The sequence below is a fragment of the Knoellia sp. p5-6-4 genome (genome assembly GCF_029222705.1).
Lineage (GTDB): Bacteria > Actinomycetota > Actinomycetes > Actinomycetales > Dermatophilaceae > Pedococcus_A.
The window spans coordinates 977,450-994,974 of record NZ_JARGZF010000001.1 but is presented as its reverse complement, the minus strand read 5'-3'; the positions used below and the strand labels follow the sequence as shown (position 1 = coordinate 994,974).

At 73.6% G+C, this 17,525-nt stretch carries 20 protein-coding genes; 13 read left to right on the top strand and 7 right to left on the bottom strand.

Translation table 11 applies throughout. The features are described 5' to 3' along the window. Positions 1 to 35 precede the first annotated feature (35 nt). From P2F65_RS04765 to P2F65_RS04745, 5 genes are read left to right on the top strand one after another with little or no spacing between them, the layout of a single operon-like run. On the top strand, positions 36 to 470 hold the full coding sequence (locus P2F65_RS04765; RefSeq protein WP_275804667.1) for a DivIVA domain-containing protein: 435 nt from the start codon (positions 36 to 38) through the stop codon (positions 468 to 470). Continuing rightward, positions 467 to 937 carry an SRPBCC family protein gene (locus tag P2F65_RS04760; RefSeq protein ID WP_275804665.1) on the top strand — a complete coding sequence of 157 codons (471 nt, stop codon included), beginning with the start codon at positions 467 to 469 and terminating at the stop codon, positions 935 to 937. Before P2F65_RS04765 ends, P2F65_RS04760 begins: the two co-directional genes overlap by 4 nt. Further along, the gene (locus P2F65_RS04755; protein WP_275804664.1) at positions 934 to 1,512 is read left to right on the top strand and encodes a DNA-3-methyladenine glycosylase I; all 579 of its coding nucleotides are present in this window, start codon (positions 934 to 936) and stop codon (positions 1,510 to 1,512) included. The genes P2F65_RS04760 and P2F65_RS04755 overlap by 4 nt, the downstream gene beginning before the upstream one ends. After that, the gene (locus tag P2F65_RS04750) at positions 1,509 to 2,702 is read left to right on the top strand and encodes a hypothetical protein (protein ID WP_275804663.1); all 1,194 of its coding nucleotides are present in this window, start codon (positions 1,509 to 1,511) and stop codon (positions 2,700 to 2,702) included. The genes P2F65_RS04755 and P2F65_RS04750 overlap by 4 nt, the downstream gene beginning before the upstream one ends. Then, a complete protein-coding gene (locus tag P2F65_RS04745; RefSeq protein ID WP_275807282.1) occupies positions 2,702 to 3,961 on the top strand; it encodes a mannosyltransferase family protein in 1,260 nt (419 codons plus the stop codon). Before P2F65_RS04750 ends, P2F65_RS04745 begins: the two co-directional genes overlap by 1 nt. Positions 3,962 to 3,973: 12 nt before the next feature. Here the strand turns inward: P2F65_RS04745 and P2F65_RS04740 are convergent, their stop codons facing one another. Continuing rightward, positions 3,974 to 4,786, bottom strand: a complete 813-nt coding sequence (locus P2F65_RS04740; RefSeq protein WP_275804662.1) for an enoyl-CoA hydratase-related protein — start codon at positions 4,784 to 4,786, stop codon at positions 3,974 to 3,976. Between the two features lie 27 nt (positions 4,787 to 4,813). On the opposite strand from P2F65_RS04740, the gene P2F65_RS04735 reads away from it, so the two are divergent. After that, positions 4,814 to 6,541, top strand: coding sequence for an aminotransferase class V-fold PLP-dependent enzyme (locus P2F65_RS04735; protein ID WP_275804661.1), 1,728 nt, complete (start codon positions 4,814 to 4,816; stop codon positions 6,539 to 6,541). Here the strand turns inward: P2F65_RS04735 and P2F65_RS04730 are convergent. Next, the gene (locus P2F65_RS04730) at positions 6,530 to 7,330 is read right to left on the bottom strand and encodes a PaaX family transcriptional regulator C-terminal domain-containing protein (protein ID WP_275804660.1); all 801 of its coding nucleotides are present in this window, start codon (positions 7,328 to 7,330) and stop codon (positions 6,530 to 6,532) included. The genes P2F65_RS04735 and P2F65_RS04730 overlap by 12 nt on opposite strands. Positions 7,331 to 7,481: 151 nt before the next feature. Here P2F65_RS04730 and P2F65_RS04725 point away from each other — a divergent pair, with 151 nt between their 5' ends. The 3 genes from P2F65_RS04725 to P2F65_RS04715 all read left to right on the top strand — a co-directional run bounded on the left by P2F65_RS04725 (position 7,482) and on the right by P2F65_RS04715 (position 9,655). Beyond that, positions 7,482 to 7,655 carry a DUF3117 domain-containing protein gene (locus P2F65_RS04725; RefSeq protein ID WP_275804659.1) on the top strand — a complete coding sequence of 58 codons (174 nt, stop codon included), beginning with the start codon at positions 7,482 to 7,484 and terminating at the stop codon, positions 7,653 to 7,655. Positions 7,656 to 7,772: 117 nt separating this feature from the next. Continuing rightward, complete coding sequence (locus tag P2F65_RS04720; protein ID WP_275804658.1) at positions 7,773 to 9,302, top strand: leucyl aminopeptidase family protein; 1,530 nt, start codon at positions 7,773 to 7,775, stop codon at positions 9,300 to 9,302. Next, on the top strand, positions 9,299 to 9,655 hold the full coding sequence (locus P2F65_RS04715) for a hypothetical protein (RefSeq protein WP_275804656.1): 357 nt from the start codon (positions 9,299 to 9,301) through the stop codon (positions 9,653 to 9,655). Before P2F65_RS04720 ends, P2F65_RS04715 begins: the two co-directional genes overlap by 4 nt. 23 nt (positions 9,656 to 9,678) lie before the next feature. Here the strand turns inward: P2F65_RS04715 and P2F65_RS04710 are convergent, their stop codons facing one another. Continuing rightward, the gene (locus P2F65_RS04710) at positions 9,679 to 10,311 is read right to left on the bottom strand and encodes an O-methyltransferase (protein ID WP_275804654.1); all 633 of its coding nucleotides are present in this window, start codon (positions 10,309 to 10,311) and stop codon (positions 9,679 to 9,681) included. On the opposite strand from P2F65_RS04710, the gene sigE reads away from it, so the two are divergent. The 4 genes from sigE to P2F65_RS04690 are packed head-to-tail and all read left to right on the top strand — an operon-like array spanning position 10,310 to position 13,842. Then, entirely contained in the window at positions 10,310 to 11,188 is an 879-nt protein-coding gene (gene sigE / locus P2F65_RS04705) for an RNA polymerase sigma factor SigE (RefSeq protein WP_345803672.1), read from the top strand. The two genes, P2F65_RS04710 and sigE, sit on opposite strands and share 2 nt — an antisense overlap. Then, positions 11,185 to 11,859, top strand: coding sequence for a hypothetical protein (locus P2F65_RS04700; RefSeq protein WP_275804651.1), 675 nt, complete (start codon positions 11,185 to 11,187; stop codon positions 11,857 to 11,859). The genes sigE and P2F65_RS04700 overlap by 4 nt, the downstream gene beginning before the upstream one ends. Beyond that, the gene (locus tag P2F65_RS04695; protein ID WP_275804649.1) at positions 11,856 to 13,454 is read left to right on the top strand and encodes a trypsin-like peptidase domain-containing protein; all 1,599 of its coding nucleotides are present in this window, start codon (positions 11,856 to 11,858) and stop codon (positions 13,452 to 13,454) included. The genes P2F65_RS04700 and P2F65_RS04695 overlap by 4 nt, the downstream gene beginning before the upstream one ends. A 19-nt stretch (positions 13,455 to 13,473) precedes the next feature. After that, positions 13,474 to 13,842, top strand: coding sequence for a twin-arginine translocase TatA/TatE family subunit (locus tag P2F65_RS04690; RefSeq protein ID WP_275804647.1), 369 nt, complete (start codon positions 13,474 to 13,476; stop codon positions 13,840 to 13,842). A gap of 85 nt (positions 13,843 to 13,927) precedes the next feature. On the opposite strand, the gene P2F65_RS04685 is transcribed toward P2F65_RS04690, so the two are convergent. From P2F65_RS04685 to P2F65_RS04670, 4 genes are read right to left on the bottom strand one after another with little or no spacing between them, the layout of a single operon-like run. Beyond that, complete coding sequence (locus tag P2F65_RS04685; protein WP_275804645.1) at positions 13,928 to 15,073, bottom strand: Mrp/NBP35 family ATP-binding protein; 1,146 nt, start codon at positions 15,071 to 15,073, stop codon at positions 13,928 to 13,930. 9 nt (positions 15,074 to 15,082) lie between these two features. Continuing rightward, positions 15,083 to 15,652, bottom strand: a complete 570-nt coding sequence (locus P2F65_RS04680; protein WP_275804644.1) for a DUF1003 domain-containing protein — start codon at positions 15,650 to 15,652, stop codon at positions 15,083 to 15,085. Then, positions 15,645 to 16,919: a CBS domain-containing protein gene (locus P2F65_RS04675; protein ID WP_275804642.1), complete on the bottom strand. Its 1,275-nt coding sequence runs from the start codon at positions 16,917 to 16,919 to the stop codon at positions 15,645 to 15,647. Before P2F65_RS04675 ends, P2F65_RS04680 begins: the two co-directional genes overlap by 8 nt. 10 nt (positions 16,920 to 16,929) lie before the next feature. Beyond that, positions 16,930 to 17,496, bottom strand: a complete 567-nt coding sequence (locus P2F65_RS04670) for a hypothetical protein (protein ID WP_275804640.1) — start codon at positions 17,494 to 17,496, stop codon at positions 16,930 to 16,932. Between the last annotated feature and the right edge of the window lie 29 nt (positions 17,497 to 17,525).

The following is a 17,525-nucleotide window of genomic DNA, read 5'->3' as shown; positions in this document are numbered from 1 at the left end:
GTGTCGCGAGCGCCGCGACATGCGACGATCAGGCCGTGATCTGGGTGCTCCTCACTGTCGTCGCCGTGCTGCTCGTCGGCGTGTTCGCAGGCATGCTGGCCGGCCGCATCGGCTACGACCCGCTCGCCGAGCCGGTCCGCTCCCAGCCCGATGTCGGGCTCTCGGACGGCTTCACGGCCCGGAGCATCTCCGACGTGCACTTCGACACCGCCCTGCGCGGCTACCGCATGGACCAGGTCGACCGGGTGCTCGACACCCTGCAGGAGCGGATCGCCGAGCAGGAGCGGGAGCTCGCGTCCCTGCGTCCCGCCACTGCCGCCCCACCGGCGGTGCGGCACCCGGAGGCCGAGACGGTGCCGGAGGCCGAGACGGTGCCGGAGCCCGAGACGGTGCCGGAGCCCGAGACGCTGCCGGTGCCGGAGCCGGAGCCGGAGTGGGAGCCGACGCCGGAGCGCGACGCCGGCCGATGACCGCCTTCACCCTCCACCGCACGTGCCCGGCCGGCCCCGTCGAGGTCTGGGACGTGCTGACCGACTTCGCGGGCCATCAGAGGTGGATCCCGATGACGACCATGCGCGTCGACCCGGGTGAGCCCCGCGTGGGCTGGGGGTGGGCCGGCATCAGCGGCATCGGCCCCCTCGGCTTCGCCGACGTCATGGTGCTGACCCGTTGGGAGCCGCCGGCGGAGCAGGGCCGGGGCCGCTTCTCGATGCTCAAGGTGGGCCGGGTGCTCGACGGCTGGGCCGACGTGCGCGTCGAGCCTGCCCCCGGTGGGGGTGCCAGGGTCACCTGGGCCGAGGACATCTCGCTGCGCCCGCGGCCGGTGCGCCGGCTCAGCCAGCCGCTGGTCGACCGGGCTGCCCGGGCCATGTTCGGCTCGGCCCTCGACGCGATGCTGCGCGAGGCCGCGCGACGCGCCGCCCGGGCCGGCGCATGAGCGGCCTGGTGGTGGGCGAGGACGGCCTCGCCCGGTGCGCGTGGGCGGGAGCCGCCCCTGACTACCTGGCCTACCACGACACCGAGTGGGGCGTCCCCGTGCGCGGCGAGCAGGCGCTCTACGAGCGGCTCACCCTGGAGGCGTTCCAGTCCGGCCTGTCGTGGCTGACCATCCTGCGCAAGCGGGAGGCCTTCCGGAACGCCTTCGCCGGCTTCGACCCGGAGCGCGTGGCCGCCTTCGACGACGCCGACCGGGCGCGCCTCATGGCCGACGCCTCGATCGTGCGCAACCGCCTGAAGATCGACGCGGCGGTCACCAACGCGCGAGCGGTGGTCGGGCTGCGCGAGCACGGGGGCCTCGACGCGCTCTTCTGGTCGTTCGCCCCGACCGGCCGGGGGCGCCCCGCCGGTCCGGACGAGGTGCCCGCCACGTCGCCGGAGTCGGTGGCGCTCGCGCGGGCGCTCAAGCGGGCCGGGTTCGTCTTCGTCGGGCCCACGACGATGTATGCCGCGATGCAGGCCTGCGGGGTCGTGGACGACCACCTCGAGGGGTGCCACCGGGCTGGTGCCCGGTGACCCGTTCCCTCGCCCTGCGCGCGGCGGGCGTCTACCTGCTGCTGCGTGCCGTCACCGCGGTGATGCTCCTCCTCGCGGTGGACCGGCAGGTGCCGGTGCTGTCGTGGACGGGGCCGACGGTCGACTACTTCGACCTGACCGTGCTGTGGGACGGCAGCTGGTACCGCACGGTGGCCGAGCAGGGCTACCCCCGCGAGCTGCCGCTGCACCCAGAGAGCGGCACGCCCTCGCAGAACGCGTGGGCCTTCTACCCGCTGTTCCCCCTCCTCGCCCGGGGGGTGATGGGCGTGACCGGGATGTCGTTCCCGGTGGTCGCCTCCAGCCTCGCCCTGCTCTGCGGCCTCGGTGCCGCCGTGCTGATGGCCGGGCTGCTCGCAGACCGGGTGCACCCCCGGGTGGCGCTGGCCGCCGTCGCGGTGTGGGCCGCCTACCCGGCCTCGGTCTCCCTGCAGCTGGCCTACACCGAGTCGCTCGCGATGCTCGTGCTGTGCGGGTTCCTGTGGGCGGTGATGCGCGAGCGGTGGGTCGCGGCCGCCGCGCTCGTCCTGGTGCTCGGCGTCACCCGTCCGATCGCCCTGCCCGCGGGAGCGGTGGTGGTCGTGGCGCTGGCCCTGCGCTGGCGGGCCCGGCGCGCCCGCCGCATCACCCCTGGTGAGTATGCCGCCGGGGCGGCGGCGCTCGTGGCATGCGGCGTCTCGGGGCTCACCTGGCCGACGATCGCCTGGGCGGTGACGGGCTCACCCACCGCCTACACCGACACGATGGCGGCGTGGCGGGCCGGGGGCGAGATCGTCCCGCTCAAGCCGTGGCTGTGGATGTCGGAGTGGGTCTTTCGTGAGTTCGACCTGGCCGACACCTACGGCCCGGTCGCCCTCGCCCTCACCGTCACCACGCTGGTGGTCATGGTGCTGGGCCCCTGGGCCCGCGCGCTGGGACCGGAGCTGCGGACCTGGTGCCTGGCCTACCCGGCATACCTCGCCCTCGTGCTCGACCCCTTCACCAGCATCTTCCGCTACCTGCTGCCGCTCTTCCCGCTGCTCGTCGTCATGCTCGGAGGGGGCTGGGTGGCCCGGTCGCCGCGGTTCCTGTCGTGGCGGGCCGGGACCCTCGTCGTGCTCGGCGTCATCGGGCAGGCCGTCTGGATCACCGAGCTGCTGGTGTTCGTGCCGCCGTCGGACTACCCGCCGTGATGGCCACCCTCCTGACCGCCGAGCGGCGCAGCGAGCTCGCCGGCCGGGCGCTGCGCCGCCCCGTGCTCACCCTCATGGCCTGGTACGCGGCGACCCGGGTGCTCGCCCTCGTCGCGATGCAGGTGGCCGCCGCGTGGTTCCAGACGCCGGCGGGTGTGGGCCACCTCGACCCCTCGGTCGGCGACATCCTCGGCCTCTGGGACGGCGTCTGGTACCGGCGGATCGCCGAGGGGGGATACCCGCTGCCGCTGCCGGCCGACCCCGACACCGGGCTGCTGACCTACAGCGCGTGGGCCTTCTACCCCGGCTTCCCCCTGCTGGTGCGCGGGCTCATGCAGACCGGCCTCCCCTTCACCGCCGCGGCCGTCGCGCTGAACGTGGCGCTCGGCGCGGTGGCCGTGCTGCTGGTCTGGCAGGCCTTCCGCTTCGCGCTCCACGCCGCTCCGCAGCCTGCCCGAGAGCGGCTCGCCCTGGTCGCGGCGGCGCTGTGGTGCCTCTACCCGGCCACCGGCATCCTGCTCATGCCGTACACCGAGGCCCTCGCCTGCGTGCTGGTGGCCGCTGCCCTGCTGCTGCTCATGCGCCGGCAGTACGTCTGGGTGGGCGTGGTGGCGCTCGCCCTGGGCTTCACCCGGGGGGTGGCGCCCGCCCTCGCCTGCGCGGCCCTGGCCCACCTGGTGATCCGTTGGCGCGAGGACCGTGCGGCAGGGATGGTCCCGTTGCGCGGACAGCGGGGGAGCGCCGCGGTCATGCTGGCCGCCACCGCCGCCTCGGCCGTCGCCTGGCCGGTGCTGGTGGGGGTGGCCAGCGGCCTGCCCCGGGCCTTCTTCGACGTGCAGGCGGCCTGGGGCCAGCAGCCCGACCGGGGGCCCTTCGTGCTGTGGGTGAGCTGGGCCTGGGGTGAGCGCGGCGTCTTCGGCGTGGTGGTCCTGCTCGCCCTGGTCGCGACCTACGTCGCGCTGGTGCTCGGGAGGCACGGCCGCTGGCTCGCCATCGAGCTGCGGGCCTGGGCGCTGGCCTACCCGCTCTACCTCATGGCGGTGGTGCGCCCCATCACGAGCATGTGGCGCTTCCTCCTGCTCGACTTCCCGCTCGCGGCGCTGGTCGCCAGCGTGGCGATGCGCACCTCCACCGGCGCCGCCGTCGTGCCGCACTGGCGGCGCCGGGTCGCGGTGGTCGTGCTCGCGCTGGGGGTGGGCGTCTTCTGGTTCACCGCGGCGCTGCTCACCTTCACCCCGTGGGACGCCGCCCCGCCGTGACTGGTCGTGCCCTCAGGCGCCGGTGAAGACGGGCTTCGCCTTGGCCAGGAACGCGTCCACAGCGGCCTTGTGGTCGGCGCTCTCGCCGGTGCGCGCCATGTACTCGCCCTCCCGGGCCAGGGACTCGCCCAGGGGGTGGCCGGCGCTGTAGGCGACCGCGTTGCGGATGCACCCGTAGGCCATCGTCGGCCCGGCCGCCAGCGTCGAGGTGAGCTCCTCGACCGCGGCGTCGAACCCGTCGGCGGGCACGACCGTGGTGACCAGCCCGAGGTCGAGGCACTCCTGCGCGGGGATGGTGCGCGGCAGGAGCAGCAGCTCCTTGGCCCGGGCGGGCCCGACCAGCCGCGGCAGGGTCCACGACGACCCGCTGTCGCACGAGAGCGCGATGCCGGCGAACGCCAGGTTGATGCCGCCGGTGTCGACCATAACCCGGAAGTCGGCGGCGAACGCGAACGAGGCGCCCGCGCCGGCCGCGACGCCGTTGACGGCCGCGACGACCGGCTTCTCCATGGTGACGAGCAGCTCGACGATCGGGTTGTAGTGCTCGGCGACGGTCGCGAACAGCGCCTGGTCGGCCGACTGCAGCAGCTCGACGTGCTCGCGCAGGTCCTGCCCGACGCAGAAGGCACGGCCGGTGCCGGTCAGCACCACGCACCGCACCGCCGGGTCCTCGGCCACCTGCCGCAGGGTCTGCAGCAGCAGCTCCTTGGTCTCGACGTCAAGGGCGTTCATCGCGTCCGGGCGGTTGAGCCGCACCGTGGCCACGCCCTCCGGCGAGGTCTCGAGCAGGACGGGCGGCTGGGTCTGCGGGGTCTGGCCTGTCATGGGCCCCATCATTCCTATAGTGAGGGCGTGGGACAGCACCGGGCCGACCGTGTCGTGAGCACCCCCGCCGACCCCGCGCTCCTGCGCCGGATCCGGGACTCGGTCATCGGCGACGACCAGGTCATGCTCGGGCCCTACGGCCCGCGCCGCGTGACGTATGCCGACTACACCGCCTCCGGTCGCGCCCTGACCTTCATCGAGGACTTCATCCGCGACGAGGTCCTCCCGCGCTACGCCAACACCCACACCGAGAGCTCGGGCACCGGCCTGCAGACGACCCGGCTGCGCGAGGACGCGCGGCGCATCATCCGCGACGCGGTGGGCGGCGACGACGACACCATCGTCATGTTCGCCGGGTCGGGCTGCACCGGGACCATCGACAAGCTGGTCGGCATGCTCGGGCTGCGGGTCCCGTCCAACCTCGAGGACCGCTACCACTTCGCCGAGTCCATCGCCCCCCACGAGCGGCCCGTGGTCTTCATCGGGCCCTACGAGCACCACAGCAACGAGCTCGTCTGGCGTGAGTCGATCGCCGATGTCGTGGTCATCCCGCAGGACGCCGACGGCCACATCGACCTCCACCGCCTCGCCGAGGAGCTCACGCGCCACGCCGCGCGGCCCCTGAAGATCGGGTCCTTCTCGGCGGCCAGCAACGTCACAGGGATCGTCAGCGACACCGACGCCATCGCGACCCTGCTGCACGACCACGGCGCGCTGTCCTTCTGGGACTTCGCCGCGGCCGGTCCCTACGTGGACATCGAGATGTACGGGTCCCCGGGCGCCGGCCCCGCGGCCTACAAGGACGCGGTGTTCCTCAGCCCGCACAAGTTCATCGGCGGCCCCGCGACCCCCGGTGTGCTCGTGGTGCGCCGCGAGCTGACCGCGAACCGGGTGCCCGACGTGCCCGGCGGCGGCACCGTCGCCTTCGTCAACAAGGACGAGCACCGCTACCTCGACGACCCGGCGCACCGCGAGGAGGGCGGCACGCCGGCCATCATCGAGTCCATCCGCGCTGGCCTCGTCTTCCAGCTCAAGCAGGCCGTCGGCGTCCAGACCATCCGAGAGCGCGAGGACCACTTCCTCCGCCGGGCCGTGCAGGCCTGGCAGCAGGAGCCGGCCATCGAGATCCTCGGCAACCTCGGCGCCGACCGGCTCTCGATCGTCTCCTTCGTGGTGCGTGCCCCGGGGGAGCGGGGCAGGTTCCTGCACCACAACTTCGTCGTGGCGGTGCTCAACGACCTCTTCGGCATCCAGTCGCGCGGCGGCTGCTCGTGCGCCGGCCCCTACGGCCACTACCTGCTCGGCATCGACATCGACCGCAGCCACGAGTTCGAGCGCGAGATCGGCCACGGCTGCGAGGGCATCAAGCCCGGCTGGGTGCGGGTGAACTTCAACTACTTCATCTCCGACGCCGTCTTCGAGTACGTCGTCGAGGCCGTGCGGCTCGTGGCCCGGGAGGGCTGGCGCCTGCTCGGCGACTACCGCTTCGACCCCGCCAGCGGCCGCTGGCACCACCGCCGGGGTCCCGTGGAGCCGCCGCTGCGCCTGCACCAGGTCGGCTACGACGCCGACGGCGTGATGACCTACCCGCGCCAGCACGACACCGCACCCGAGTCGGCGCTGCAGGACTACCTGCGCGAGGCCGAGGACATCTTCCGCGCGGCGACGCCGTGCGAGGGGGACGGCTCGGTCAACGACGACTTCGACCACCTGCGGTGGTTCGAGCTGCCGCCGGCGAGCCTGTCAGGCGCCTGACCGCCGCTGCGCGCCTGCGCCCGGGCCGCCCGCCAGCCAGGTGTCGACCCACGCGCGGGCCTGCGGCAGGAGGGCGCGGGCCTGCCGGTCGAACAGCTCGGCCGCCTCCCTGCCCGGCCAGTGCGCCGGCAACACCTCCTCGGGCAGCCCGGGGTCGCTGAAGAGGAAGAGCCGCCACGCGTGCACCAGCCCGGACCTCGAGGCGAAGGCCTGCTCGGGGTCGTCGGGCAGGCCCGCCTCGCGGGCCGCCTCGGCGAAGCGTCGGTAGGCCGTGCCCAGCGCCTCGAGGTCCCAGACCCGGCTCACGAGCGCCGAGCCCTCGCCCTGGAAGCTCGCCGTGAAGCCGTCGTGGTGGACCCCCTCGCGGCCGAGCACCTCGGCCAGCTCCGGGCTCTGGCGCGGCGCGACCCAGGTGTCGGCCGCGAGCGACCCGTAGCCGAGGAAGCGCAGCGACTGGGCCACCCTGGCCCGGGTGTTGCGGTCGGCCTGGTGCTCCACGGACACCAGGTGCCAGTGCCCGTCCCACGGTGTCTGCGCCGTGCGGTAGATGCGCCCGTGCGCCTCCTCGAGGCGCGCGCGGGCGCGGGCCGTCGCGGCATACCCGCGGCCGTCGCGCTCCTGCGGCTCGAGCCACCCCTCGCGGACCATGCGCGAGACCGCCGTGCGCACCGCGGGGGCGGTGATCTCGAGACTGCCGAGCAGCCCGACGACCGCCGCGATGGGCGCCCACCCGTCGCGTGCGAGCAGGTGGTCGCCGTAGAGGTCGAAGAGGGCTGAGCGCGCGTGCACGATGCACAGTCTGGCGGATGGACGAGTGGTGGATTTCACCATCGGCGCAGTTCACGGGATAATGAACTGACATCTGGCGCGACCGGGACAGACATGCCGGCGTGGACCCGCGTGCCGTCAACAGATCCACGCCCACGGAAGGGGAGTCCCGATGGCGGCAATGAAGCCGAGGACCGGAGATGGCCCGCTCGAGGTCACCAAGGAAGGTCGCGGAATCGTTCTGCGCATGCCGCTCGAGGGCGGCGGCCGCCTCGTCGTCGAGATGACCCCCGAGGAGGCCAAGGAGCTCGGCGCCGCGATCGACAACTGCGAGGGCCTGGCCTGAGCGTCCTGCGGACCTGACGAAGCACCGACGAGACCCCCGACGGCACCAGCCGGCGGGGGTCTCGTCTGCCCACGGCACCCCCGAGTCGTCGCGGCCGGGGTCGATAGGCTCGCAGGCGTGCCTGACGACAACACCCCCGACCTGCTGAACCCCGCCTCGAGCCGCTGGGAGTCCACCGACCGGGCCCTGGCCGACGTGCTCGCCGGATCGGAACCGGCGGGCCTCGTGCTCGCGCTGCCCGTCGCCGAGGGCGGGCTGGCCACCGAGGGCCCGGACGCCGAGGCCGTCGCACTGCTGGGCCTGGACGCCACGTGGCTGGCCGAGGCCTACGAGCCGGAGGCCAAGCCCGGCGCGGTGACCACCGTGCCGCTGCCATCCGGGCGCCCGGCCCGCGTGCTCGTGCTGGTCGGCACGGGGTCCGGGTCGGCCGCAGACCTGCGCACGGCCGGCGCGGCCCTCGGGCGCGAGGCCAGGGGGCGTGGGCACCTCGTGACGCCGATCCCCGCGGGCGGGGACGCCTCGGCGCTCGCCGCCTTCGTCGAGGGCTGCTGCCTCGGTGGCTATACGCCGCCGCGGTGGAGCGGCAAGCCGGCCGACCCGAAGGCGGCCGCCGTCAGCGCCGTCACCCTCACGGGCGCCCCGGACGCCGAGGTGGTGCGACGGGCCGTCGTGCGGGCCCGGGCGACCATGCTGGCCCGCAACCTCGCCGTCACGCCGTCGAACATCAAGAACCCGGCGTGGATGGCCGCCCAGGCGGAGACCATCGCGAAGCGCACCGGGCTGGGGGTGCGGGTGTGGTCGGACGCCGACCTGCGCCGCGAGGGCTTCGGGGGCCTGCTCGCCGTCGGCGGTGGCTCGGCCACGCCACCACGCCTGGTGCAGCTCGACCACACCCCGAGGGGCGCGTCGCGGAAGACCCCGCGGGTCGTGCTCGTGGGCAAGGGCATCACGTTCGACACCGGCGGCCTCGACATCAAGCCGGCCGAGGGCATGCTCGCCATGAAGACCGACATGTCGGGCTCGGCGATCGTGCTCGCCGTGCTCGCCGCCTGCCGCGACCTCGACGTGCCCGTGCGCGTCACCGGCCTCCTCGCCCTGGCTGAGAACGCCGTGGGGGCGGCGTCCTACCGCCCCGGCGACGTCGTCAAGCAGTACGGCGGCCGCACCGTCGAGATCGGCAACACCGACGCCGAGGGCCGCATCGTCATGGCCGACGCGCTCGCCTACGCCGACCGGCACCTCGACCCCGACGTCCTGCTCGACATCGCCACGCTGACCGGAGCCGCGCGCGTGGCCTTCGGCCGCAGCATGGCGCCGGTCTACGCCACCGATGACGCGCTGCGCGAGCAGCTCGTCGCCGCAGGTCAGCGCACCGGGGAGACCCTCTGGCCGCTGCCGCTGGTCGAGGACTACCGGCCCGACCTCGACAGCGAGGTGGCCGACATCAACCACATAGCGGGACCGAAGAGCGGCGCGGGCTCGATCACGGCAGCCTTGTTCCTGCGCGAGTTCGCCGGCGACCGCCGGTGGGCGCACCTCGACATCGCCGGCACCGGCCGATCCGATGTCGACCGCGGACTGCTGAGCAAGGGAGCCACCGGCTTCGGAGCGCGGCTGCTGCTGACCCTGCTGGAGGACATGCAATGAATGCCGGATACGGACTGACCGTGCGCTGGTCGCTCGAGGACAGCGACCCCGCGGTGGGCCAGAAGCTGCGCGACTACGTCATCGGCACGTCGATGGCCAAGTTCATGTTCCTCGACGGGCTGGCCTTCAAGACCTGGCGCATGAGCGAGGGCCGCTGGTTCGAGGGCACCTACGTCTTCGACGAGGCGGTCTACCGCGACGACTTCCAGAGCGAGTTCGAGAAGGAGGCGGCCGACTCGGCGGGCAGCAGGATCATCGGGTCCCCCCCGGTGACCGTCGAGCCGTTCGAGGTCGTGGCGATCGCCGAGGGGCCGGCGGGATTCCGCCGCGGCCCCGGCCCCGGCACCGCCTGAGGCCTTTTCAACCGGATGAGTGTCTAACGCTTGACGGCGGCGAGGACCCCGTCGCCCACCGGCAGCAGCGCCGGCAGGAGACGGTCGTCGTCGCGCAGGGTCTTGCCGAGGTCGCGCAGCACGGTGGTCTGCTCGTCGCGGGCCGCGGGGTCGGCCACCCGGTCGTGCCAGAGCATGTTGTCGAGCACCAGCACCCCGCCGGAGCGCAGCAGCCGGATCGCGTGCTCGACGTACGCGGGGTACTCGGCCTTCTCACCGTCGACGACGACCATGTCGTAGGCACTGTCGGTCATGCGGGGGAGGACGTCGAGGGCGCGGCCGCTGATCACGCGTGTGCGCTGCGGCGCGATGCCGGCCTCGCGGTAGGCCTGCCGGGCCGCGGCCTGGTGCTCGGGCTCGACGTCGATGGTCGTGAGGATGCCGTCGGCGGGCATGCCCTGGAGCAGCCAGAGGCCCGAGGTGCCGGCGCCGGTGCCGATCTCGATGACCGAACGCGCCTTCGAGGCGGCCGCGAGCAGGCGCAGGACCACCCCCGCGCCGTTGCCGACCGGGGAGGCGCCGAGCTCCTCGCCACGGCGGCGAGCCTGCTCCACCACCGGCGTCTCGGTGACGAACTCCTCGGCGTAGGCCCAGCTGGCAGGCTTCTGTGCGGTCATGCGGGCAACCCTAGCGCCGCAGATGCCCCGATTCGCGCACCCATCCGCGCGGCCGCGCCGCACGAATGCCGGGTGGAGCGGACGAGGTGCGCGCCCCGCACACAGGGAACGTTCAGGTTGGTGGGGAACCATCGACCGTGCGCGGTCGTCCAGACCGGCAACCAGTGCGCGCAGCGCGCGCCCTACGGAGGTGAGCGACGTGACCGCGACCGACCAGATCGGCGCGCCGGACCGGGCTGCCGTGGCTGTCTCGCCCGAGCAGCCGTGGGTCCCTCCGACCTGGGAGGAGATCGTCGAGCAGCACTCCGCGCGGGTGTACCGGCTGGCCTACCGCCTGACCGGCAACGTCCACGACGCCGAGGACCTCACGCACGACGTCTTCATCCGGGTGTTCCGCTCGCTGCACTCCTACCAGCCGGGCACGTTCGAGGGCTGGCTGCACCGCATCACCACCAACGTCTTCCTCGACCGGATGCGCCGCAAGCAGCGGATCCGGTTCGACGCGCTCTCGGAGGAGTCCGCCGCCCGCCTGCCCACCCGTGAGGCCGGGCCCGAGCAGGCCTTCGAGGCCAACCACTTCAACGACGACGTCCAGCGCGCCCTCGACGCGCTGCCGCCGGACTTCCGGGCCGCCGTCGTCCTGTGCGACATCGAGGGTCTGTCCTACGAGGAGATCGCCACCACGCTGGGCATCAAGCTCGGCACGGTGCGCTCGCGCATCCACCGTGGCCGCGCCCTGCTGCGCGAGGCCCTGGCCCACCGCGCCCCCGGTACGCGCCCCGTCGAGCCCACGTCGCCCGTCGAGCCCAGCCCGAGCTCCGCGTCCTCCCGGCGGCGCCTGTCGGTGTTGCGGCGAGCGGTGCCGGAGGCGCGGTGAGCAGGATCCCTTCCGGTCCCCGGCCGCTGCAGCGGTGCCTGGGACCCGAGCTGACGGCGTATGCCGACCGGGCCCTGTCCCCGGCTGAGCTGCGGTCGTGGGACCGCCACCTGGTGGCGTGCACCTGCTGTCGCCAGGCCGTCGAGGCGGAGAAGCGGGTGCTCGGTGCCCTGCGGGCATCGGCAGGGCCTGCGGTGCCGAGCGACCTGCGAGCCGTGCTGCTGTCGATGGCCTCCACTGGCGGCCCCGCCGACGGCCCGGTCGGTGCCCCCCGCGCCGGCGGCCGGGCCGCACCTGTCCGTGAGGTGCGGCCGCTGCGCATCCCGCCACCACCGGTGCCGGTCGTCGACCGCTGCGCCCCTGCCATGCACCGCTCCGTGATGCGCGCGACCGTCTTCGCCGGCCTGGCCGCGGGCGCCTCGGCCGCCGCGGCCTGGAGCTTCGCCGTGGTCGGCAGCCCGCTGGTGCCGACAGGCCCGGCGACCCCGGCGCCCGGAACCGCCGTGCAGCGCGCCCGGCCGGTCAGCCCGTCGTTCACCAGCGCCTCCTTCGGTGCCTCGCTCCGGGCCCGCGCGCAGCTTCCGGTGTCGGCCACGACGGTCGTCTTCAGTGGCGCCGGCAGACCCGTCGTGAGCGGCGCCCCGCGCGGTTCGGCAGAATCGCTGCCATGACCGAGCCTCGCGAACGCCGGCAGGACGAGCCCGATGGGCGTGATGCCGCGTGGACGCCGCCGGCACCCGAGCACCAGCCCCCAGAGAGTGTCGACCAGGCCCAGCGGGTCGACCAGGCCCAGCTGCCGGTTGAGCAGACCCAGCCGGTCGACCTGAGCAACACCCAGGCCATCCCGCCGCCGGTCGGTGCGGGCGAGCCGGCCCCCCAGCCGTCGTGGACCTACGACCCCCAGCCGGCCCCCCACGGCCAGACCGGCTGGCCCACTGCGCAGCACGAGGCCGGGTGGCCCACCGCGCAGGGACAGACCGGGTGGCCGGGCCAGCCGGGTTCTGGCGCGCAGGCGTCCGGCCATTGGGACCAGCCGCAGGGGGACCAGCAGTGGAACCACCAGCAGTGGGACCAGGGCTGGCAGCAGGCGCCCCCGACCCAGGACTGGACCCAGTCGCACCACGCCATGACGCAGGGCCGGCCCCCGCGCCGCGGCCCGGGCTGGCCGGCGCTGGTGTCGGTGGCGGTGCTGAGCGCGCTGCTGGCGGGCCTGCTCGGCGGTCTCGCCGGCGGCTGGCTCGGCGCGAACGACCGGCTCGGCTTCGGCGGCCTGAGCGGCTCCCCGTCGCCCCTGCCGACCGTGGGCAGCGGCGCCACCAGCCGCCCGGACGGGTCCATCGCCAACATCGCGGCCAAGGCGCTGCCCAGCGTCGTGACCATCAAGGTGCAGGGCGCCGACGGCGACGGCACCGGCTCGGGGTTCGTCGCCGACCAGCAGGGCCACATCATCACCAACAACCACGTCGTGGCCGGAGCCGCGGGCGAGGGCACGATCCGCGTCCAGCTCGCCAACGGCACCGAGATCGCCGCGACGATCGCCGGTCGTGACAGCTCCTACGACATCGCGGTCCTCAAGACCGGGCGCAGCGACCTGCAGCCCCTGGTCCTCGGTTCGTCCGGTGACGTCGTGGTGGGGGACCACGTCATCGCCCTCGGTGCGCCCCTCGGCCTCGAGAACACCGTCACCTCAGGGATCGTCAGTGCCCTCAACCGTCCGGTGAGCCCCGGTGGTGACGGTGACGAGCAGTCGTTCATCAACGCCCTCCAGACCGACGCCGCGATCAACCCGGGCAACTCCGGGGGGCCGCTGCTCGACATGCAGGGCCGCGTCATCGGCGTCAACTCCGCCATCGCCCGCGTGCCCGGCAGCTCGGGGGAGCAGTCGGGCAACATCGGCGTCGGCTTCTCCATCCCGGTCGACCAGGTCCGCAAGACCGCCGACCAGCTCATCCGCACCGGCAAGGCGGAGCACCCCGTCATCGGTGTGATCCTCGACCGCCAGTACGACGGCGCCGACGGGGTCAAGATCCTCGAGGAGTCGTCGGCGCAGCGCGAGCCGGTGACCCCCGAGGGCCCCGCCGGCAAGGCGGGAGTCAAGCCGGGGGACCTCATCATCGAGTTCGACGGACGCCGGGTCACCGATCCCGACGACCTCGTGGTCCTCATCCGCGCGAAGAGCGTCGGCGACGAGGTCACCATGAAGGTGCGTCGCGGTTCACGCGAGATCAGTGTCAGGATGACCCTGCAGGGCAACACCGACCAGTGACGAGGGCAGGAACCGGCGCGTGAACATCACCGGATGGGAGTTCATCCTCCTCATCGTGCTCGCCGTGCTCATCCTCGGGCCTGAGCGGCTGCCGGAGTATGCCGCCAAGCTGGGCCGGCTGGTGCGCCAGGCCAAGTCCATGGCCGAGTCGGCGAAGGGGCAGCTGCGCGAGCAGATGGGGCCGGAGTTCGACGACATCGACTGGCGCCAGTACGACCCGCGCCAGTACGACCCGCGGCGCATCGTGCGCGAGGCGCTGCTCGACGACACCCCGTTCGACGCCAAGGCGGCCTCCGCCGACGGCCCCGGTGCCAACGGCGGCCGGGCCAACGGCAGCAAGGCCTACGACCCGACGCGCCCGACCCCGTACGACCTCGACGCCACCTGAGCCCCCGACCTCGTCCGCGTCGGGAGCGGTTCCACGGCCCGTGTGGGTCATGAGCCGCTCCCGCGACATACAGAGTCGTATGCCGTCAGCGGCCGGTAGGGGTCAGGCCGAGTGAGCGACCGGCGAGGCCGCGCGCCCGGGAGCCCAGGCCGCGCGCGATCGCGCGCAGCACGACCGCAGCCGGGCTGTCCGGGTCGCGCAGCACGACGGGCGTGCCCTGGTCGGCGCCCTCGCGCAGGTTGGTGTCGAGCGGTACCTGGCCGAGCAGCGGCACCTCGGCGCCGACGGACCGGCTGAGCGACTCCGCGACCGCCCGGCCGCCGCCGGAGCCGAAGATCTCCTGGCGGGAGCCGTCGGGCAGCTCGAGCCAGCTCATGTTCTCGATGACCCCGACGATGCGCTGGTGCGTCTGGAGGGCGATCGACCCGGCCCGCTCCGCCACCTCGGCCGCTGCCTGCTGCGGGGTGGTCACGACGAGGATCTCGGCGCCCGGGATCAGCTGGGCCACCGAGATCGCGATGTCGCCGGTGCCGGGCGGCAGGTCGAGCAGGAGCACGTCGAGGTCGCCCCAGAAGACGTCGCCGAGGAACTGCTGGAGGGCCCGGTGCAGCATCGGGCCGCGCCAGACGACCGGCTGGTTGCCGGGCACGAACATGCCGATCGAGATGACCTTCACGTCGTGGCTGACGGGGGGAAGGATCATGTCGTCGACCTGGGTGGGCCGGTGCTCGACGCCGAGCATGCGAGGCACGGAGAAACCGTAGACGTCGGCGTCGACGACGCCGACGCGCAGTCCGCTCTCGGCGAGGGCCGCGGCGAGGTTGACCGTGACCGACGACTTGCCGACGCCACCCTTGCCGGACGCCACGGCATACACGCGGGTGAGGCTGTTGTGCTTGGCGAAGGGGATCTCGCGTTCGGGGGCCCCGCCGCGCAGCTGCTGGCGCAGGGCGGTGCGCTGCTCGTCGCTCATGACGCCCAGGGTGACCTTGACACCGCCCACGCCGGGCACCTTGGCCAGCGCCGCGGTCGTGTCCTTGGTGAGGGTGTCCTTCATGGGACACCCCGACACGGTGAGCAGGATCGTCACCGCCACGTGCCCCGCCTCGTCGACCGAGACGCTCTCGACCATGCCGAGCTCGGTCACGGGCTTGCGGATCTCGGGGTCGATGACCGTCGAGAGGGCCTCGTACAGGGCGTCGTCGGTCACGGGGGCAGCAGGGGCGGACATGCCCCCATGCTAGGTCGCGGGCTGGTCAGGCGCGGAACCGGTGGCCTCCGGCCCACTGTCGCCCCCGTCACGCCGGCGCACCTCGAGGCCGCGCTCCTCGAAGTCCTCGAGCAGCCCGCGCAGCTCCGAACGCACGAAGTCGCGGGTCGCCGTCTCACTGAGGGCCAGGCGCAGCGCGGCGACCTCGCGGGTGAGGAACTCGGTGTCGGCGAGGTTCCGCTCGTCGCGCGCGCGGTCCTGCTCCAGCGCCACCCGGTCGCGGTCGGCCTGCCGGTTCTGCGCGAGCAGGATCAGCGGCGCGGCGTAGGAGGCCTGCAGGCTCAGCATCAGCGTGAGGAAGATGAACGCGTAGGGGTCCCAGCGCAGGTCGGGCGGGCCCACGGCGTTCCAGGTGATCCACAGGGCGACGAACGCCGTCATGTAGATCAGGAAGCGGGGCGTGCCCATGAAGCGGGCGAAGCGCTCGCTCCACACGCCGAAGGTCTCCTGCGAGACCGTGGGCCGCGGCAGGAGCGCCCGCCGCACCTCGCGCGGCTGGTCGAGGCGGGTCGGGGCGGTGCGGCTCGGACGCTCAGTCACGGGTCACCTCGTGCCGCTCCTCACGCCAGTCGTCGGGAAGGATGTGGTCGAGCACGTCGTCGACCGTGACGGCGCCGACGAGGCGTCCCTCGTCGTCGACGATGGGCACGCCGGTGAGGTTGTAGGTGGCCAGCACCCGGGTCACCTGGCCGAGCGGGGAGTGGGGGCGCAGCGGCTCGAGCTCCTTGTCGAGGATGCCGCCGATCGGGTTGTGCGGCGGCTCCCGCAGGAGTCGCTGGATGTGCACGATGCCGAGGAACTTGCCGGTGGGCGTCTCCAGCGGCGGCCGGCACACGAAGACGGTGGAGGCCAGGGCGGGGGAGAGCTCGACCTTGCGGACCACCGCCAGCGCGTGGGCGATCGTCGCGTCGGGGGCGAGGATCACCGGCTCGGTGGTCATCATGCCGCCGGCGGTGTTCTCGTCGTAGGTCAGCAGCCGGCGCAGCGGTGCCGCCTCGTCGGGCTCCATGTGGCCGAGCAGCTCCTCGCGCTGCTCGGGGGTGAGCTCCTTGAGCAGGTCGGTGGCGTCGTCGGGCTCCATCGCCTCGAGCACGTCGGCGGCGCGCTCGCGCTCCAGCGTCGCGAGGATCTGCACCTGGTCGTCCTCGGGCAGCTCCTCTAGCACGTCGGCGAGCCGCTCGTCGTCGAGGGCGGCGGCCACCTCGGCACGGCGCTTGGGCGCCAGGTCGTGGATCACCTCGGCCAGGTCGGCGGGCTTGAGGTCGTCGTAGTTCTCGAGCAGCCGGGCGGCGCTCTGCGCCGGGGTCGAGCGGTGTATGCCGGTGACGTCCTCGACGGGGACCAGCACCGTGGCGCCGCGGCGGCGCCGGAACGGTCCGAGGTGGCCGCGGGCCGGTCCCTGGCGGACGAAGACCTTCGAGACCGCCCAGTCGCGGGTGCGCTCGCGCTCGATGGCGATGTCCTCGACCGTCGCGGTGTAGTCGCCCTCGGGGTCGCGCACCGTCACCTGCCGGTCGAGCAGCTCGGCCATCACGAGCACCTCGTTGGCGCGCTGCTCGAACCGCCGCATGTTGACCAGTCCCGTGGTGATGACCTGGCCGCCGTCGACGGAGGTCACCCGCGTCATCGGGACGAACACGCGGCGCCGGCCGGGCACCTCGACGACGAGGCCGATGACCCGGGGCCGCCGCCGCGAGGCGCCGAAGGTGACGACGACGTCGCGCACGCGGCCCACCTGGTCGCCGAGCGGGTCGAACACGCTCAGGCTGGTCAGGCGGCCGACGAAGACGCGCGACGGGGTGCTCACGCGAGCAAGGCTATCCGGCGCCGCCGCGGTCGTCGGGGAAGCGCGTGCCGCGGCGCCGCTGCGGACGGCCGCCGAGGTGCCAGGGCCGCCAGCCGGTGGTGGTCGCCTCGCTCGGTGGCACCGGGGCTGCGCCGGAGGTGTCGCCGTAGTGGCCGGGCGCCTCGAGCGGGGTGCCGTAGGGCCGCAGCGCCCGGACGGTGCACGAGGTCGCCCAGCGGGCGACCACGTCGTCGGTGGCGTTGAGGCGGCTGGCCTTGAGCGCCTCGGTCGCGGTCGGCCACTGCGGGTCGTCGGGGGTGAGGGTGCGGGCCGTCGCGTGCACGGTGAGCAGCCGGCCGCCGGTGTCCTTGCTGCGCAGGATGAGCGCCACCTCGTCGGGCAGCCAGGGCAGCGTCTGCTCGCCCGGCCCCGAGACCACGAAGACGGTGTCGTCGGCCCAGGCGTGCCACGCCGGCCAGGCCCGGTCGCCCGGCACGTCGATCCACAGCAGGCCCGACTTGCCGGCCGCCTCGGCGAACAACGCGGTGACGTTGACGTGCGGCTGCGCGGTGGTGGTCACCTCGACGGGCTCGGTCACACCGTGAACTGTGTCATAACCGCCGTGCT

Bases quoted from the DNA above. Each gene is read 5' to 3' on its own strand.
- P2F65_RS04760 (WP_275804665.1), top strand. From the start codon at position 467: ATGACCGCCTTCACCCTCCACCGCACGTGCCCGGCCGGCCCCGTCGAG.
- P2F65_RS04755 (WP_275804664.1), top strand. From the start codon at position 934: ATGAGCGGCCTGGTGGTGGGCGAGGACGGCCTCGCCCGGTGCGCGTGG.
- P2F65_RS04745 (WP_275807282.1), top strand. From the start codon at position 2,702: ATGGCCACCCTCCTGACCGCCGAGCGGCGCAGCGAGCTCGCCGGCCGG.
- P2F65_RS04740 (WP_275804662.1), bottom strand. From the start codon at position 4,786: ATGACAGGCCAGACCCCGCAGACCCAGCCGCCCGTCCTGCTCGAGACC.
- P2F65_RS04725 (WP_275804659.1), top strand. From the start codon at position 7,482: ATGGCGGCAATGAAGCCGAGGACCGGAGATGGCCCGCTCGAGGTCACC.
- P2F65_RS04715 (WP_275804656.1), top strand. From the start codon at position 9,299: ATGAATGCCGGATACGGACTGACCGTGCGCTGGTCGCTCGAGGACAGC.
- sigE (WP_345803672.1), top strand. From the start codon at position 10,310: ATGCGGGCAACCCTAGCGCCGCAGATGCCCCGATTCGCGCACCCATCC.
- P2F65_RS04710 (WP_275804654.1), bottom strand. From the start codon at position 10,311: ATGACCGCACAGAAGCCTGCCAGCTGGGCCTACGCCGAGGAGTTCGTC.
- P2F65_RS04695 (WP_275804649.1), top strand. From the start codon at position 11,856: ATGACCGAGCCTCGCGAACGCCGGCAGGACGAGCCCGATGGGCGTGAT.
- P2F65_RS04685 (WP_275804645.1), bottom strand. From the start codon at position 15,073: ATGTCCGCCCCTGCTGCCCCCGTGACCGACGACGCCCTGTACGAGGCC.